The sequence below is a fragment of the Stenotrophomonas sp. Sm6012 genome, from assembly GCF_030985895.1.
GTDB classification, from domain to species: domain Bacteria; phylum Pseudomonadota; class Gammaproteobacteria; order Xanthomonadales; family Xanthomonadaceae; genus Stenotrophomonas; species Stenotrophomonas forensis.
Genome location: NZ_JAPTFX010000112.1, coordinates 1 through 16,020, shown reverse-complemented (window position 1 = coordinate 16,020; position 16,020 = coordinate 1). Strand labels below are relative to the sequence as shown.

The 16,020-nt window shown below is 67.1% G+C and carries 14 protein-coding genes and 1 pseudogene; 13 read left to right on the top strand and 2 right to left on the bottom strand.

What is annotated here, in order from left to right; genetic code table 11:
* Nucleotides 1–350: 350 nt before the first annotated feature.
* The 8 genes from O0J73_RS16655 (at nt 351) to gnd (ending at nt 8,865) form a co-directional block, all read left to right on the top strand.
* A complete protein-coding gene (locus O0J73_RS16655; protein ID WP_008267582.1) occupies nt 351–1,343 on the top strand; it encodes a CsgG/HfaB family protein in 993 nt (330 codons plus the stop codon).
* A 169-nt stretch (nt 1,344–1,512) separates the two neighbouring features.
* The gene (locus O0J73_RS16650) at nt 1,513–1,791 is read left to right on the top strand and encodes a YbeD family protein (RefSeq protein WP_005411067.1); all 279 of its coding nucleotides are present in this window, start codon (nt 1,513–1,515) and stop codon (nt 1,789–1,791) included.
* Nucleotides 1,779–2,489, top strand: a complete 711-nt coding sequence (gene lipB / locus O0J73_RS16645; RefSeq protein ID WP_006470564.1) for a lipoyl(octanoyl) transferase LipB — start codon at nt 1,779–1,781, stop codon at nt 2,487–2,489. The genes O0J73_RS16650 and lipB overlap by 13 nt, the downstream gene beginning before the upstream one ends.
* An 18-nt stretch (nt 2,490–2,507) precedes the next feature.
* Nucleotides 2,508–3,518, top strand: coding sequence for a lipoyl synthase (gene lipA / locus O0J73_RS16640; RefSeq protein ID WP_006470562.1), 1,011 nt, complete (start codon nt 2,508–2,510; stop codon nt 3,516–3,518).
* Between the two features lie 296 nt (nt 3,519–3,814).
* A complete protein-coding gene (locus O0J73_RS16635; protein ID WP_008267560.1) occupies nt 3,815–5,992 on the top strand; it encodes a carboxy terminal-processing peptidase in 2,178 nt (725 codons plus the stop codon).
* Between the two features lie 101 nt (nt 5,993–6,093).
* A complete protein-coding gene (locus O0J73_RS16630) occupies nt 6,094–6,693 on the top strand; it encodes a DUF2242 domain-containing protein (protein ID WP_308309173.1) in 600 nt (199 codons plus the stop codon).
* 23 nt (nt 6,694–6,716) lie between these two features.
* Complete coding sequence (locus tag O0J73_RS16625; RefSeq protein ID WP_308309172.1) at nt 6,717–7,949, top strand: hypothetical protein; 1,233 nt, start codon at nt 6,717–6,719, stop codon at nt 7,947–7,949.
* A 10-nt stretch (nt 7,950–7,959) separates the two neighbouring features.
* Nucleotides 7,960–8,865: a phosphogluconate dehydrogenase (NAD(+)-dependent, decarboxylating) gene (gene gnd / locus O0J73_RS16620; protein WP_006470430.1), complete on the top strand. Its 906-nt coding sequence runs from the start codon at nt 7,960–7,962 to the stop codon at nt 8,863–8,865.
* 363 nt (nt 8,866–9,228) lie between these two features.
* Here the strand turns inward: gnd and O0J73_RS16615 are convergent, their stop codons facing one another.
* The gene (locus tag O0J73_RS16615) at nt 9,229–10,272 is read right to left on the bottom strand and encodes an oxidoreductase (RefSeq protein ID WP_308309171.1); all 1,044 of its coding nucleotides are present in this window, start codon (nt 10,270–10,272) and stop codon (nt 9,229–9,231) included.
* A 171-nt stretch (nt 10,273–10,443) separates the two neighbouring features.
* Between O0J73_RS16615 and O0J73_RS16610 the strand changes: the two genes are divergently transcribed.
* The 4 genes and pseudogenes from O0J73_RS16610 to O0J73_RS16595 all read left to right on the top strand — a co-directional run.
* The gene (locus tag O0J73_RS16610; RefSeq protein WP_006470382.1) at nt 10,444–10,827 is read left to right on the top strand and encodes a BON domain-containing protein; all 384 of its coding nucleotides are present in this window, start codon (nt 10,444–10,446) and stop codon (nt 10,825–10,827) included.
* A 204-nt stretch (nt 10,828–11,031) separates the two neighbouring features.
* Nucleotides 11,032–12,849: an ATP-binding protein gene (locus O0J73_RS16605; protein ID WP_197564985.1), complete on the top strand. Its 1,818-nt coding sequence runs from the start codon at nt 11,032–11,034 to the stop codon at nt 12,847–12,849.
* Complete coding sequence (locus O0J73_RS16600) at nt 12,846–13,286, top strand: response regulator (protein ID WP_087923644.1); 441 nt, start codon at nt 12,846–12,848, stop codon at nt 13,284–13,286. The genes O0J73_RS16605 and O0J73_RS16600 overlap by 4 nt, the downstream gene beginning before the upstream one ends.
* 4 nt (nt 13,287–13,290) lie before the next feature.
* Nucleotides 13,291–14,676, top strand: a pseudogene (locus O0J73_RS16595) (ATP-binding protein); the annotation flags it as partial.
* Here the strand turns inward: O0J73_RS16595 and O0J73_RS16590 are convergent.
* Nucleotides 14,674–15,417 (bottom strand): 20S proteasome subunit A/B, encoded by a 744-nt coding sequence (locus O0J73_RS16590; RefSeq protein WP_308309175.1) that lies wholly within the window; start codon nt 15,415–15,417, stop codon nt 14,674–14,676. The pseudogene O0J73_RS16595 and the gene O0J73_RS16590 sit on opposite strands and share 3 nt — an antisense overlap.
* 90 nt (nt 15,418–15,507) lie before the next feature.
* On the opposite strand from O0J73_RS16590, the gene folK reads away from it, so the two are divergent.
* Nucleotides 15,508–15,993: a 2-amino-4-hydroxy-6-hydroxymethyldihydropteridine diphosphokinase gene (gene folK / locus O0J73_RS16585; protein ID WP_006470301.1), complete on the top strand. Its 486-nt coding sequence runs from the start codon at nt 15,508–15,510 to the stop codon at nt 15,991–15,993.
* Nucleotides 15,994–16,020 lie beyond the last annotated feature (27 nt).

Here is a 16,020-nt window from a genome sequence, read left to right as displayed (position 1 = left end):
GCTCATCGGGGCGCGGGTTCTTTTGTCGATTTCAGCCGCGACACGGTACCCCCAGGTGGTCAGCAAAACGACCACATGGCGCTCACTTGTCTGTTCCGAAAACAACATTGTCCAACCGACACAATGTGATACGTGGAGTCGGGACAGGCCCGCCGGCGGGCGCCATCGCCCGGGTTGGCCAAATCTGTCGTTATCCGCACTTTCCAGTCAGCTGCGGTTGTGGTTGGGTCCCTGCATGCCCTATCCTCTGCGCCGGCGCCTGGGGAGGCGCCACCAAAGGATTCAGGTCCCAGACCCTTTCTCAACCCATGGATTGTGCTTCGCCGTCGGCGAAGTGCTGGATGACTCATATGAACAAATCGAATTCGCTCGCCCCCGTGCTGGCCTGCGCGCTGCTGGGTGCCGGCCTGTTGGGCGTCAGTGCCCCGGCGTCGGCCGGTCTGCGCGACAGCTTCGCCAACAGCCGCACCTCTGCCCAGGAGCAGAGCAAGAAGGGCCAGGCCGAGATTCCGGTCTGCACCAAGCCGCTGGGTTCCATCTCGGTGATCGAGCCGGAAGACGTGGTGAACTGGTGGACCGGCCAGCAGCTGCCGGCGCCTTCGAAGCTGATCAAGGTCTTCGTCAACAAGTCCAAGTGCTTCACCCTGGTGGACCGAGGCGTCGGCATGGCCGCTGCCCAGGCCGAGCGTGCGCTGGCCAGCGAAGGCCAGCTGCGCGGCCGCTCCAACATCGGCAAGGGCCAGATCCGTGCCGCCGACTACGTGCTGGTGCCGGACCTGATCTCGCAGAACAGCAATGCCGGCGGCAACGCCATCGGTGGCCTGCTGGGCGGGCTGATCGGCGGCAAGGCCGGTGCGGTGGTCAGCGGCCTGAACTTCCGCAGCAAGACCGCGGACGTGACCCTCACCCTCACTGACGTGCGCTCCTCCGAGCAGGTGGCCATCGTCGAGGGCAACTCGAAGAAGACCGACCTGGGCTGGGGCGCCGGTGGCGGCCTGTTCGGCGGCGGCGGCATCGGCGCGATGGGCGTGGGTGGCTATGCCAACACCGAAATCGGCCAGGTGATCACCCTGGCCTACCTGCAGGCGTACACCAACATGGTGGCCGAGCTGGGCGGCCTGCCGGCCAATGCCTCGGCGGCCAACTCCGGCCAGGCAGTGACCATGCTCAAGGCCGGTCGCCTGCTGGCCAATGCCAAGGGCACCGGTGCGCCGGTGCGCTCGCTGGAGCCGGGCATGCTGCTGTACCCCACCGGCGTCAAGGAAGGCACCATGTGGGAAGTGGAAGACGAAATGGGCAACAAGGGCTGGGTCAATTCCACCCTGATGGAAACGGCCAAGTAAGCCGCCTGCGTGCCGGCCCTGCGCCGGCACGCGCCGCCTGCCGGGGCCGGCCTTCGTGGACGGCCCTGCCAGGGGCGCGGCCCCGCTGCAACGCAGCGGCTCGCCGGTGCCGCCTTTGACTTTGATGAATACTCTTGGGTTTGTTGCCCTGCGGCCCGATAATGGGGGCATGGAAATCAAGTCCGACAACCCCGACCACGGCTTCCAGTTCCCCGGCCAGTTCGAGCTCAGCGCCATGGGCCCGGCCAACCGCGGCCTGGAGCATGAGCTTCCCCGTCTGCTGCTGGCTGCCGGCATCGATGTGGTGAACGAGCGCATCAGCTGGAAGCATTCGTCCAACGGCAAATACGTGTCCGTCCGCATCGTGTTCAAGGCCGAGAGCCGCGAGCAGTACGACCTGGCGCACCAGGCGCTGCGCGACCACCCGGAAGTGAAGTGGACGCTGTAGCCGACAGCTGCCCGGCCGAAGCCGCCCCGGAAGACCGCGCGCCGCGTCCGGCAGTGGTGCGTGACCTCGGCCGCCAAGCCTATGAACCGGTGTGGCGCGCCATGCAGCGCTTCACCGACCAGCGCAGCGACGCCGACGCCGACGAGCTGTGGGTGGTCGAGCATGATCCGGTGTTCACCCTGGGCCAGGCCGGCAAGGACGAGCACGTGCTGGCGCCGGGCGAGATCCCGGTGCTGCACGTGGACCGCGGCGGCCAGGTGACGTATCACGGTCCCGGCCAGATCGTGGTCTACCCGCTGCTGCGCCTGCCGCGGCTGGGCATTGGTGTGCGCGACTACGTCTGCCGCATCGAGCAGGCCCTCATCGATACCCTGGCCGAGTGGAACATCGGTGCCGAACGCCGCGAGGGTGCCCCGGGTGTCTACGTCGGCGGCGCCAAGATCGCCGCGCTCGGCATCCGCGTGCGCCGCGGCTGCACCTTCCACGGCCTGGCTTTCAACGTGTCCATGGACCTGGAACCCTTCCACCGTATCAACCCCTGTGGCTACCAGGGGTTGCAGGTGACATCGGTAGTAGACTTGGGCGGACCCTCCGGGATGGAGGCCGTCAAGCCGGTGCTGCTGGACCACCTGGCCCGCCAGTTCGGCCTGCTGCTGCAGCACACGCCCGAACTGCCCGATCTTTCTGCGGCCGCCTGACCGCCCCCCGGAACTGCCATGACTGAAACCACCGCCCGTTCCATTCCCCTGCAGATCGTGCAGGGCGACTCTCCGTCCGCCGCGCCGTTGCAGGCCGGGGTCAAGCAGCTGGGCGGTGACAAGATCAACCGCTCGCCGGTGCAGTTCGCCGATGCGCCGGTGCTGCGCAAGCCGTCCTGGATCCGCGTGCGCATTCCCTCGGGCAATGCCGTGCAGAACCTGAAGGCCAAGCTGCGCGAGAACCGCCTGGTGACCGTGTGCGAGGAAGCCAGCTGCCCGAACATCCATGAGTGCTTCGGCCACGGCACCGCCACCTTCATGATCCTTGGCGAGGTCTGCACCCGCCGCTGCTCGTTCTGCGATGTGGCGCACGGCCGCCCCAAGCCGCCGGATGCCAACGAGCCGGCCAGCCTGGGCCAGACCGTGGCCGACATGGGCCTGAAGTACGTGGTGGTGACCAGCGTCGATCGCGATGACCTGCGCGACGGCGGTGCCCAGCATTTCGTCGACTGCATCACCGCCATCCGCGCGAAGTCGCCGGGTACCCGCATTGAAGTGCTGACCCCCGATTTCCGCGGCAAGGGGCGCATGGAGCGCGCGCTGGAGATCCTGGCGCAGAACCCGCCGGATGTGTTCAACCACAACATCGAAACCGTACCGGACCTGTACCGCAACGTGCGCCCGGGCGCCGATTACCAGTGGTCGCTGAACCTGCTGAAGAACTTCAAGGCGCAGCACCCGGAGGTGCCGACCAAGAGCGGCATCATGCTGGGCCTGGGCGAGGAGTTCGAGCAGATCAAGGCCACCATGCGCGACCTGCGCGCGCATGACGTGGACATGATCACCATCGGCCAGTACCTGCAGCCGACCGCGCACCACCACCCGGTGCTGAAGTACTGGACCCCCGAGGACTACAAGGCGCTGGAAGACTACGGCTACGAGCTGGGCTTCAGCCACGTGGCCTCCGGCCCGATGGTGCGCTCGTCGTACCACGCCGACGTGCAGGCCAAGGGCGCAGGGGTCTCCTGACGACCCAGGCGGGCGCGGCCCGCCGCCTTCGGTGGGTGCGAACCTTGGTTCGCACGCTTTTGCCTGCTGTAGAGCCGAGCCCATGCTCGGCTGCGTCCGGCTGGACAGCCGAGCATGGGTTCGGCTCTACAAGGCCCGCCCTGCCTTCGCCTGCATTCACAATTTGCTACACCGGCCCCGCTAGGCTGGTTTTCCACCGAGCGCGGCCGAGTGACAAACCCGGCAACTTTCGGCACTGTCGTGGTGTCTGAACACCCTACAGTCTCCCCCTTGGCAAGGCGCCTTCGAGCACGTCAATGAAATTCAAAGCCCCCGCATTCCTGATGGCCCTGGCGCTGGTCGCGCCGCTGGCGCTGGCGGCCAAGGCCGACTCGCCCGCATTGCCCGCGGCGGCCACCGCCGATCAGGTGACCACCTCCAAGCTGGTGTACGGCCTGTTGTCCGACAGCCGCTACGCCTACCGCCCGCGCGCGCTGGACGAGGCCACCTCCAAGGACGTGTTCAAGCGCTACCTGGAGACGCTGGACGGCGGCAAGCAGTACTTCACCCAGGCTGACGTGGCGCGCTTCGCGCCGTTCGAAGCCAATATCTCTTCGGCCATCCGTGGCGGCGAGCTGGAGCCGGCGTTCCAGGTGTTCGCCGTCTACAAGCAGCGCGTGGGCGAGCGCGTGGCCTACGCGCGCAAGCTGCTCAAGCAGGAGCCGGACTTCACCACCGACGAGCGTTTCGAATACGACCGCAAGAAGGTGCCGTGGGCGGCCAGCAGCGCCGAACTGGATGAACTGTGGCGCAAGTCGGTCAAGAACGATTGGCTGCGCCTGAAGCTGGCCGGCAAGAAGCCGGACGACATCCGCAAGACGCTGGACAAGCGCTATGCCACGCTGGAGAAGTCGGTCAATGAACTGAAGGGCGAAGACGTCTTCCAGTTCTTCATGAACTCGTACACCAGCGCGGTTGATCCGCACACTGATTACTTCACTCCGCGCACCGCCGAAAACTTCAATCAGGCGATGTCGCTGTCGCTGGAAGGCATCGGTGCGCAGCTGCAGCGCCAGGACGATGTGGTGGTGATCCGCGAGATCATCGCCGGTGGTCCGGCCGCGGTGGACGGCACGCTGAAGCCGGGTGACCGCATCGTCGGCGTCGGCCAGGGCAAGTCCGGCCTGGTCGAGGACGTGATCGGCTGGCGCATCGATGATGTCGTGGCCAAGATCCGCGGTGCCAAGGACACCCAGGTCAAGCTGGAATTCATTCCGGCCGCGGAAGGCGCCGACGGCAAGCACCACACCCTGGTGCTGACCCGGCAGAAGGTGCGCCTTGCCGAACAGGCCGCCAAGGGTGAGACCATGACCATTCCGGCCGCCAACGGTGAACCGGCACGGAAGGTCGGCGTGATCAAGCTGCCAACCTTCTACCAGGACTTCGAGGGCCGCCGCCGCAATGCCGCCGACTACGCCTCGGCCACCCGCGACGTCGCCAAGCTGCTGGCCGGTTTCAAGAACGACAAGCTGGATGGCGTGGTGCTGGACCTGCGCAACAACGGCGGTGGTTCGCTGGATGAAGCCATCGAACTGACCGGCCTGTTCATCGAGCAGGGCCCGGTGGTGCAGGTGCGTGAGTCCGGTGGTCGCGTCACCGTCAACAGCGACCGCAACCAGGGCGTGGCGTGGGATGGCCCGCTGGCGGTGCTGATCAACCGCGGTTCGGCGTCGGCCTCGGAAATCTTCGCCGGTGCCATCCAGGACTACGGTCGTGGCCTGGTGATCGGTGAGACCAGCTTCGGCAAGGGCACCGTGCAGAACATCGTCGATCTCGATCGTTGGCCGAGCGGCGAGACCCAGCGCTTCGGCCAGGTCAAGCTGACCATCGCCCAGTTCTTCCGCATCAGCGGCAGCAGCACCCAGCACAAGGGCGTGGTGCCGGACCTGGCCTTCCCGGCCAGCGTCGATGCCACCGAGTTCGGCGAAAGCACCTACGACAACGCATTGCCGTGGACCCGCATCGCCGCCGTGCCGCACACCCAGTACGGCAACTTCGCACCGCTGCTGCCGAAGCTGGAAACCCGTCACGATGCACGCATCGCCACCGACAAGGAATTCCAGTGGTGGAACGAGGACGTGCAGCAGTTCCGCACTGAAGCGGCGAAGAAGTACATCTCGTTGAACGAGGCAACCCGCCGCGCCGAACGCGAGCGCCAGGATGCCCAGCGCAAGGAACGCCAGGTGCAGCGCAAGGAACTGGGCCTGGCCCTGGACCCGCTGGCCGATGACAGCAGCGACGACGGCCTGACCGGCAACGAGCGCGACATCGTCAAGGATGCCGCGCGCGAGAAGGCGGCGGAGAAGCGTCCGGACCCGCTGCTGCGCGAGTCGGCCTCGATCCTGGCCGATGCGGTGAATCTGCTGGCCAACGACCGCCCGCTGTCGGCGCAAGTGCTGCCGCAGTCCACCGGCGCCGGCCGCTGGGCGGACTGATCCGCCATCCCGCTTTAAAAGGGGACGGGCAGGCGTACTTTCGACCTGCTGCACACGGCTGCGGGACTACCCTTGGCGGTACCGTCCTCGCAGGAGTACCCATGCGGGCCTCCCGTCTTCCCAGCGCTGCCGTGGCCCTCAGCAGCGCCCTGATCCTGTCGGCCTGTGGTGGCCGCGCCGCCGACAGCACCCTGCTGCGTGAATCCTTTGATTCCGGCGACACCTTCTCGCGCACCGTCGATGGCCGTCCGGGCGACGCCTGCGAAGCGGCACGGCGGACCCTGCTCAGCCAGGGCTATGCCATTGCCCGCTCGGACGAGGCACAGGTGGAGGGCAACAAGAATTTCCAGCCCCGCGACGACGATCACGAGCAGCTGGTACTGCGCATCTCCTGCGCGCCGCGTGGCAGCCAGACGCTGGTGTTCGTCAGCGCGGTGCAGGACCGCTACGCACTGAAGAAGAGCCCGACGTCGGCCAGCGTGGGCGTGGGTGCATTGGGCTCGGTGTCGCTGCCGTTCGGCAGCAATGATGATTCGCTGGTGAAAGTGGCCAGCAGTACGGTCACCGATGCCGAGTTCTATCGTCGCTTCTTCCAGCGGCTGCAGCAGTACCTGCCTGCGGACGCAGCCACGCCCGCGCCGCCTGCTTCGCCCGTACCTGCGATTCCGGAACCTGCACCGGTCAGCACGGATCAGGGGTGAGCGTGCGCGGCAGGTTGATCGGCATGGCCCTGCTGCTGGTGCCCGTGCTGGGAGCGGCGGCCACGCCCGTGGATTGCACGCAGGGCCTGCTGCAGCGGCTGGGCTGGCGCTTCGAAGAAGCGGCGGTGGCGACGCCGCAGGTGCACGGCGGCGCCGTGTGCACGCGCGCCACGTTGGCCGAGGCGCAGGCGGCGGGCGATCTGCAGGTACGTTGGGCGGCGGGCATGCCTGCGGCAGCACGCCAGGCGTTGCTTCGGCAACTGCTGGACGACCCGGCCACGGTCTGCGCCTATGCGTTCGAACTGGGCGCCGCCACGCAGCGTGCGGCGACCGCATTGCAGGACAATCCCACGTTCCGTTTTTCCGGCCCGCAGCTGGGCTGGATCGGCTTCGGCCTGCGGGGCGCACCCTCGCAAGGGTGGCAGCGTACACGCAGTTTCGGCCGCGGTTACGCGCCCAGCGCCGGCAACAGCCGTGCACTGCAGGCGTTCTACAGCGGCAGCGTGCGTGCCGAATGTGGCGTCGGCCGCCAGGTCGCGCAGCTGGCAACGCAACGCGAGCTGTACGGTGATGCTGCGTTCGATACCGAGTTCAAACCCGCAGAACTGTCGATTGGTACGTTCCTGGCGCTGCATGACACCGACAGCATTCTGCTGGGTGCAAGCGCAGGTGATTTCTTCGCCGACGGCAAGGCGGAGCGCACATCGATGTTGGGGCGGCAGGCGTTCGTCGGCGTGCCCGGTTTCATCGAACATGTGTACGACAAGGGCACGCTGGACGATCTGAGCAACCAGGCCGAGAACTTCGTGGTGGTCGAGGTGGGTGAGGGCGCTGCGCAGGCGCTGGCCCTGCACGGCGGGCTGGCCTGGTACGACCAGCGCAATGTAGAGCTATGGAAACTCGCGCAGGACATCCCGCGCGTCGGCCAGCGCTACTTCGAGCGCCTGCTGTTCGAGCGCGACCCGGACCTGCGCGCACGGCTGGAACCGCGCTACCACGACACGTTGGCACGCATGGACCAGCTGCTGGACGATCCGTTCTACCAGCAGTTCGTGATCTATGTGCACCCGCGCGGTATACGTCCCATCGGCTACCACGTCGCCCGCCTGCTTGATCGCAACCCACGAACGCCGTTTTCGATCGACCTGGCGGTGCACAATCTGCATACCACGCTCTACCGGCGTTGGCGCGAGGCGCAGCTGCGCCACTGCGCGGCCACCGGCAGGCCAGGCAGCCTGACCCTAGACCCCAACTGAAGGTGAAACAATGGATATTGCAATGATCGGCCTCGGCCGCATGGGTGCCAACATGGCCCAGCGCCTGCATCGCGGCGGCCACCGCGTGGTCGGCTACGACCCGGGCGAAGGCGCGCGCCAGCGTGCGGCTGAGGCCGGCCTGGAGGTGGTTGATTCGCTGGCCGCTGCCGTTGCTGCGCTGCCAGTGCCGCGCGTGGTGTGGCTGATGGTGCCGGCCGGCGAGACCGTCGACCAGACCCTGGGCCAACTGACCCCGCATCTGGCGGAGGGTGACATCGTCATCGACGGTGGCAATTCCAACTACCAGGACTCGATCCGCCGTGCCAAGGCGCTGGCCGAGGACGATCTGGGCTACGTCGACTGCGGCACCAGCGGTGGCGTGTGGGGCCTGCAGGAAGGCTACAGCCTGATGGTCGGTGGCGAAGCGTCGGTGGTGGAACAGATCGCGCCGCTGCTGCGCACGCTGGCCCCGGCCGAAGATCGCGGCTGGGCCCGCGTGGGTCCGTCCGGCGCCGGCCACTTCACCAAGATGGTCCACAACGGCATCGAGTACGGAATGATGCAGGCCTACGCCGAAGGCTTCGCGCTGATGGAGCGCAAGCAGGAGATGGAACTGGACCTGGCCCAGGTGGCCGAGGTGTGGCGCCACGGCAGCGTGGTGCGTTCGTGGCTGCTGGACCTGAGCACCGAAGCGCTCAAGCGCAATCCGTCGTTGGACGGCATCGCCCCGTACGTCGAGGATTCCGGCGAAGGCCGCTGGACCGTGGCCGAGGCGATCGCACTGGACGTGCCGGCGCCGGTGATCACGCTGTCGCTGCTGGAACGCCTGCGTTCGCGCGAATCGAATTCGTTCACCGATCGCCTGCTGTCGGCGATGCGCAACGAGTTCGGCGGCCATGCCATCAAGAAGTCGTAACAGAGAAAACGCATGACCACGCGATCCACGCATGGCGTGGATCCGTGTCGACCCAGGTCGACACCTACCGTCGGGCGCGGATAGATGTCGAAGGCGGGGTGGGTCCGGTTGCGGGGGCGTGAGCGCCATGGATGGCGCGACCGAGGCTAGATGGGTGAGGGCGCTTTGCTTGCGAAGCACTGCTTCGCAAGCGCCCGAACGCACAGCCGCCAGCGGCTGGGCCGGACCCAGGAGGGGGATTCACCGCGTCCCCCGCAACCGGACCCACCCCGGCATCCCACGGATAGCCGGCTTTTGCTGTTGCTGCTGCTGTTGCCGGCCAGCGGCCGGCACTACCGCAGGTGCAGGGCGCAGCCCTGCCGATCACCCCAACGCGATTCGCCGCCCTTCGCGCGCACTGTCCATCCCGGCCTGCAGCAACCGCATCAGCTGCAGCGCCTGCGCCGCACTGACCGTCGCTTCGCCATCACCGTGCATCGCCGCCGCGAACTGTGCATACAGCCGCCGGTAATCGCCGGGCAGGTTGTCGACGGTGCTGCGCTGCACGTTGTCCTCGGCATCGCAGCGCAGCAGCTCGCCATGCCGTGGATCGATGCCCCAGCCCGGCGCACCCGGTGCAACACCACGGCGCAGCTGCGCTTCCTGCACATCCAGCCCGTGCTTGATCCAGCTGCCGGTGCTGCCATGCACACTGAAGCGCGGTGTGGGCGCCGCCACCAGCGAACCGGCATGCACGATCGCGCGATGCCGCGGGTAGTGCAGCACCGCGTGGAAGTAATCGATGCCGCTGCCGCCCTCGCGCTGCACCGCCAGATCGGCGTCGATGGCTTCGGGCCAGCCGAACAGCACCAGCATCTGGTCCAGCAGGTGCGGGCCGAGGTCGTACCACAAGCCGCTTCCCGGGCCATCCTGTTCGCGCCAGCGCTCGCGTACCCGCGGCCGGTAGCGGTCGAAATGCGCATGGCACTCGGCCACGTCACCAAGCGCACCCTCTGCCAACAGCGCCTGCAGGGTGAGGAAGTCGGCATCGAAACGCCGGTTCTGGAACACGGTCGCGATGCGCCCGGCATCGCGTGCCGCGGCGAGTATCGCTTCGGCTTCGGTGACGTCGAGCGCGAACGGCTTGTCGACCAGCACATGCTTGCCTGCCGCCAGCGCGGCGATCGCCAACGGCGCGTGCTGGTCGTTGGGCGTGGCGATCACCACCGCATCCACCGCCGGATCGTCGAAGACCTGCTGTGGCGTGGCCCGCACGTGCACGTCGCTGAACGTGCGCAGGAGCGTATCGCGCTGCGAACTGACCACGCTGTGCAGCACCAGTCCGGGCGTGTGCTGGATCAGCGGTGCATGGAAGACCCGGCCGGCGAGGCCGTAGCCGATCAGGGCCAGTTGCAGGTCGGGGCGCATCGCACAGCTCCGGCAGAGGGAAAGGGCAGGGTAAACGACCGGCGATCACCGTCCAAAACTGAACCGTTGCCGATGGAAACGCTCCGATTCACAGCGGCATGACTGCAACGCCACGCCTGCTCCACGGCGGCTTGTCCAGACTGGCAGCACATCCCGAAGGAGTACGACACGATGAGCAATACCACCCGCACGCTGATTGCTTCTGCCCTGACCCTGGGCCTGGCGCTGTCCTCCTCGGCCGCCTTCGCCAAGGACCCGGCCGCGAAGAGCCCGCCGACCAGCACCCATCCGGCGACCCACGCTGATCGCCATGACTCCAACGAGCCGGTGACCGACACCTGGATCACCACCAAGGTGAAGGCCGACCTGTTGGCCAGCAGCAACGTTCCGGGCACTGAAATCAAGGTGGAAACAGTGAACGGCGTGGTCAGCCTGAGCGGCGCCGTGGCGACCCAGGCCGAGAAGGACAAGGCGGTCACCACCGCCAAGGGCATCAAGGGCGTGACCCGCGTCGATGCCGCAGCACTCAAGGTCAGCGCCGCTGCCAAGCGCTGAACCCGGTGGGCGCCCCAGCTGGGGCGCCCAGCGGTTTCTTTGGAGCCGGGCCCTGCTCGGCTCCACCAAGAAGGGGACGCCCCCTACCCGTTCAGCCAGCCGCGCCCTGAATCCCAGAGTTGTGACCGCCTGCGCTATATTGCTGGTTCCGCCGCAGCCGGGCTGGTCCCGGCAGGTGCTCCGCGGCCGAGCTGACGAGGAACTATGGCGCTGGTTTTCAGTGACGACATCTGGGACCGCTGGCGGTTGCCGGCCTTGGCGCTGGCGGCCGTCGCGATCATCGTGGTGCCGTGGTTGACCCTGCGCAAACTGCAGCAGGACAGCGAACAGGCGATGGCCTGGGTCAACCATACCCAGGCCGTAGGCAATGCCCTGCAGCAGTTGCAGGCGGACGTGCGTGACGTCGAATCGGCCGCATTGACCCTGTCCAAGGGCGTGGATGCGCCCGGCCTGCGCGAGCGCATGGCGCGCGCCAACGAGATTCCGGGGCGCCTGGCCGAGCTGGGCCGGATGACCCGCGACAATCCCGACCAGCTCATCCGCATCGGTCGTATCGAATCGATGCTGGAGGGCCGCATGGCGCTGGCCCGCGAGCTGGCCAGGTCCGAACCCAACAGCGATCAGCGCGGGCTGGTGCAGGATCTGAGCACGCGCTACCCCATCCGCGGCCTGGTCGAGGAATTGCAGGCCAGCGAACAGAAGCTGCTGGCACTGCGTGCAGAACAGGCGGCGCGCCAGCGCCGGCAGACCGAGTTTGTGTCCTGGAGCTCGCTGGTGGTGCAGCTGGCCCTGCTGGGCCTGGTGCTGTGGCTGTTGCATCGCCAGATCGGCCGTCGCCTGCACGCCGAGCGGCAGTCGCTGCGCTCGGCCGCGCGTGCGGCATCGGTGCTGCAGACCGTGCGCGAGCCCATTGTTCTGCTTGATCGTGAACTGCGCGTGCAGCTGCACAATCCGGCGTTTGCCGAGCTGTACGGGCTTGAGGACGAACGTGCCGACGGCCTGCTGCTGGAAACCGTCGGAGACGGCGCCTGGCAGGACCCCGTGATGCGCCAGCGTCTGTCCGACGTGCTGCTGCGTGGCCGCGAACTGTGGGACTTCGAGCACGAGCAGCGCGCCGCCGACGGCATGGTGCGCTACATGCTGCTCAACGCACGGCGCATGCCGCTGCCGGATACCGATGACGAAGTGGTATTGATGACCGTCAGCGACGTAACGGTGCAGCGTGCCGTGCAGCTGCGCGTGGAAGAGCTGAACCGGCAGCTGGAAGGCAAGGTCGCGCAGGTGTCCGAGGTCAACCGCGAACTGGAGGCCTTCAGCTATTCGGTCTCGCACGACCTGCGCGCGCCGCTGCGCCATGTCGCCGGATTCTCGGACAAGCTGTCACGCCATCTGGGTGAGCAGGCCGATGACAAGAGCCGCCACTACCTGGAGGTGATCTCCAGCTCGGCACGGCGCATGGCGGCGCTGATCGACGACCTGCTGGTCTACTCGCGGCTGGGCCGCGTGGCGATGCGCCAGCAGGCGGTGGACATGCAGTCGCTGGTGGCCGATACCCGCGCCATGCTCGATTCCAACCTGCAGGCCGAGGCCGAAAACAGCGGCCACGCGCACCAGGTCGAGTGGAGCATTGCACCGCTGCCGATCGTGGTGGGCGACGAGAACATGATCCGCCAGGTCTGGCTGAACCTGCTCGGCAACGCGGTGAAGTATTCAGGCAACCGCGAGCCGGCAAGGATCCGCGTGGACTGCCAGCAGCAGCCCGATGGCGGCCATCAGTTCACGGTCAGCGACAATGGTGCAGGCTTTGACATGGCCTATGCCGGCAAGCTGTTCGGCGTATTCCAGCGCCTGCACAAGGCCAGCGACTACCCCGGAACCGGCATCGGCCTGGCCAGCGTGCGCCGCGTGCTGACCCGCCATGGCGGCCGGATCTGGGCCGAGGCCGAACCGGACGTCGGCGCCACCTTCCACTTCTACCTGCCTCCCGCGATCGACGCGGACAAACAAGGTCCTTCTGCATGACGACTCTGCGCACCATTCTTCTCGCCGAAGACAGCCCGGCCGACGCCGAGATGGCGATAGACGCCCTGGAAGAGGCGCGTCTGGCCAACCCGATCGTGCACGTCGAGGATGGCGTGGAGGTGATGGACTACCTGCTGCGCCGCGGCGCCTTCGCCAGCCGCGAGGAAGGCCTGCCGGCGGTGCTGCTGCTGGACATCAAGATGCCGCGCATGGATGGCCTGGAAGTACTGCGGCAGATCCGTGAGCACGAAGAACTCAAGCGCCTGCCGGTGGTGATCCTGTCGTCCTCGCGCGAGGAAAGCGACCTGGCCCGCAGCTGGGACATGGGCGTGAACGCCTATGTGGTCAAGCCGGTGGATGTGGACCAGTTCTTCGGCGCCGTGCAGACGCTGGGCAAGTTCTGGGCGTTGATCAACCAGGCACCGGAACTCGAGTGAGCCCATGCCCCTGACCGGTCCCGCCCTGGGGGCGCTGCGCATCCTGCTGGTGGAGGATTCACCGGAAGATGCCGAGCTGATGTCCGAACAGATGCTCGAGGCGGGGCTGGACGCCCGCTTCGAGCGTGTCGAGAGCGAGGTTGAACTGCGCCAGGCATTGGCCACGTTCCAGCCGGACATCGTGCTGTCCGACCTGAGCATGCCCGGCTTCTCCGGTGACGATGCACTGCGCATCGTGCGCGAGACTTCGCCGGAAGTGCCCTTCATCTTCGTCTCCGGCACCATGGGTGAAGAGAACGCGGTAGCGGCGCTGCAGAAGGGTGCCAACGACTACATCATCAAGCACCAGCCAGCGCGCTTGCCGTCGGCGGTGGCGCGTTCGATCCGCGATGCGCGCAGTGCGATCGAACGCGCACGCGTGGACACCGAGCTGATGCGTGCACAGCGCCTGGAAAGCCTGTCGCTGCTTGCCGCCGGCCTCAGCCACGACCTGCGTAACATCCTGCAGCCGCTGCTGATCATGCCGGACCTGCTGAAGGCGCGGACCGATGATCCGCAGCTGCACCACCTGGCCGATGTGATCGCCGAGTGCGGCCGGCGCGGCCATGAGATGGCCGAGTCGATGCTGTCGTTCGTGCGCGGCTCGCGCAAGCCAAGCGAACGCATCGAGATCGACGGCCTGTTCGATGCGGTGGCGCTGCTGTTGCGCAGCAACGTGCCGGACGCCGTGCGGCTGGAACTGCAGGTGCAGGACGAAGGCCTGGTGGTCGACGCCAATTACACTGAGCTGCAGCAGGTCATGTTGAACCTGGCGCTGAACGCGATCCAGGCGATGCCCAATGGCGGCCGCCTGAGCCTCATTGCCAGCCATGCCGGCCAGCGCGATGGCGTGGACTGGATGCACATCCGGGTGGCCGACGAAGGCATCGGCATGGATGCGGACACGTTGTCGCACCTGTTCAACCCGTTCTTCACCACCAAGGCCGATGGCACCGGCCTGGGCCTGATTTCCTGCAAGCGCATCGTCGAAGGCGCCGGCGGCAGCATCCATGTCAGCAGCCAGCCGGGGCAGGGCACCTGTTTCGAACTGCGCCTGCCGATGCATGAAGCCAGCGACGGCAGCGAGCCGATCGAGCAGCTGGTGGCGCTGGGCAGCGGACAGTCGATCCTGGTGGTCGATGGCGAGGCAACGCGGCTTTCGCTGCTTGGCAATGCGCTGTCCAGCCAGGGCTACCAGCTGCAGTTGGCGTCCGATGGCCCTGCCGCGCTGCGCTGGATGCAGCAGGAGGCGATGCCGGCACTGGTGATCGCCGATGCCGGTTCCAAGCTGCTGCCGGCCAGCCAGCTGCTGGGCGAAATGGCTGCGCTGGGTTACCGCGGCCCGGCACTACCGTTCGGTGGTTTCCCACGGGAACCGCGGCAGGCTGTCCACCGCCTGTTCCAGCCGCCGCGACCAGTTCTGGTGGATGTCGGCATACAGCGCGGAGTCCGCGCCCAGCCGCAGCTGCTGGCCGATGCGCAGCTCGCCATCGCGCAGCAGCGCCAGGTCGATCGGCAGGCCCACCGACAGGTTGGAACGGATGGTCGAATCGAGCGAGACGATCGCCGTGCGCGCCGCGTCTTCCAGCCGCGTGGCCGGGCTGAGGATGCGGTCGAGGATCGGCTTGCCGTACTTGGATTCGCCGATCTGCAGGTAGGGCGTCTCCGGCGAGGCGGCAATGGCATTGCCCAGCGGGTAGATCATGTAGAGCCCCGGCCGCTCGCCAGCGATCTGGCCGCCGAAGATCAGCGTGGCCTGGGTGTTGACCCCGTCATGGCCGTGCTCGCTGTGGGCGCTGTGCACCTGGCTGTCGACCAGCAGCTGGCCGACGTACTCGGCGGCCTCGAACAGATGGGCCATGTCGCGCAGGTTGGGCGTGCGCCGATCGCCGGCGTCGCGCCCCAGGCGTGACACCAGCAGCTGGGTAGTGGCCAGGTTGCCCGCCGCCATCAGCACGTAGGCCGCCTGGCCGGGATACTCGAACACGTGCAGCTTGCGGTGCACGCGCACATCGTCCAGCGAGGCATTGGTCCGGGTATCGGCGGCGAAGACCAGGCCCTCGTCGACCTCGATTCCAACGCAATAGGTCATGTCGGTGCCCTATCATGTGCGTCCCGGATTGTAGGCAGGCCGCCGTGACGACGGCATGTCCACGCCCCCCAGCACTGTCACCTGAACCGCATGACTACCGTGCTCCTGAGCCTGGGCAGCAACGTCCAGCCCCGCTGCTACCTCCACGCTGCGGTGACGGCCCTGCGCGAGCGCTTTGGCGCGCTGCAGGTGTCGCCCGCCTACCGTACCGCCGCGGTCGGCTTCGATGGCCCGGCCTTCCTCAACAACGCGGTGGCGATCGAGACCGACCTGCCGCTGCAGGCGCTGGATGACTGGCTGCATGCGCTGGAAGACGCGCATGGCCGTGATCGCAGCGGGCCGCGCTTCTCCGACCGGACCCTGGACATCGACGTGGTGTTCTATGGCGACCTGGTGGTGGAAGGCCCCGGCCACCTGCGCATCCCGCGCCCGGAACTGAAGCATGCCTTCGTGCTGAAGCCGCTGGCCGACATCGCGCCGGATTTCATCGATCCGGTCAGCGGGCAGGATCTGGCCACGCTGTGGCGCGCGCACAAGCAGCACGGTGAAGCCTTCGAGGTCGTGGATCTGGAATGAAGGGTTGCGGGGGGGGGGGGGGGGGGC

Bases quoted from the DNA above. Each gene is read 5' to 3' on its own strand.
- O0J73_RS16650 (WP_005411067.1), top strand. From the start codon at position 1,513: ATGGAAATCAAGTCCGACAACCCCGACCACGGCTTCCAGTTCCCCGGC.
- O0J73_RS16605 (WP_197564985.1), top strand. From the start codon at position 11,032: ATGGCGCTGGTTTTCAGTGACGACATCTGGGACCGCTGGCGGTTGCCG.
- O0J73_RS16610 (WP_006470382.1), top strand. From the start codon at position 10,444: ATGAGCAATACCACCCGCACGCTGATTGCTTCTGCCCTGACCCTGGGC.
- lipA (WP_006470562.1), top strand. From the start codon at position 2,508: ATGACTGAAACCACCGCCCGTTCCATTCCCCTGCAGATCGTGCAGGGC.
- O0J73_RS16625 (WP_308309172.1), top strand. From the start codon at position 6,717: ATGGCCCTGCTGCTGGTGCCCGTGCTGGGAGCGGCGGCCACGCCCGTG.
- O0J73_RS16630 (WP_308309173.1), top strand. From the start codon at position 6,094: ATGCGGGCCTCCCGTCTTCCCAGCGCTGCCGTGGCCCTCAGCAGCGCC.
- O0J73_RS16635 (WP_008267560.1), top strand. From the start codon at position 3,815: ATGAAATTCAAAGCCCCCGCATTCCTGATGGCCCTGGCGCTGGTCGCG.
- gnd (WP_006470430.1), top strand. From the start codon at position 7,960: ATGGATATTGCAATGATCGGCCTCGGCCGCATGGGTGCCAACATGGCC.
- O0J73_RS16615 (WP_308309171.1), bottom strand. From the start codon at position 10,272: ATGCGCCCCGACCTGCAACTGGCCCTGATCGGCTACGGCCTCGCCGGC.
- O0J73_RS16590 (WP_308309175.1), bottom strand. From the start codon at position 15,417: ATGACCTATTGCGTTGGAATCGAGGTCGACGAGGGCCTGGTCTTCGCC.
- O0J73_RS16655 (WP_008267582.1), top strand. From the start codon at position 351: ATGAACAAATCGAATTCGCTCGCCCCCGTGCTGGCCTGCGCGCTGCTG.
- folK (WP_006470301.1), top strand. From the start codon at position 15,508: ATGACTACCGTGCTCCTGAGCCTGGGCAGCAACGTCCAGCCCCGCTGC.
- O0J73_RS16600 (WP_087923644.1), top strand. From the start codon at position 12,846: ATGACGACTCTGCGCACCATTCTTCTCGCCGAAGACAGCCCGGCCGAC.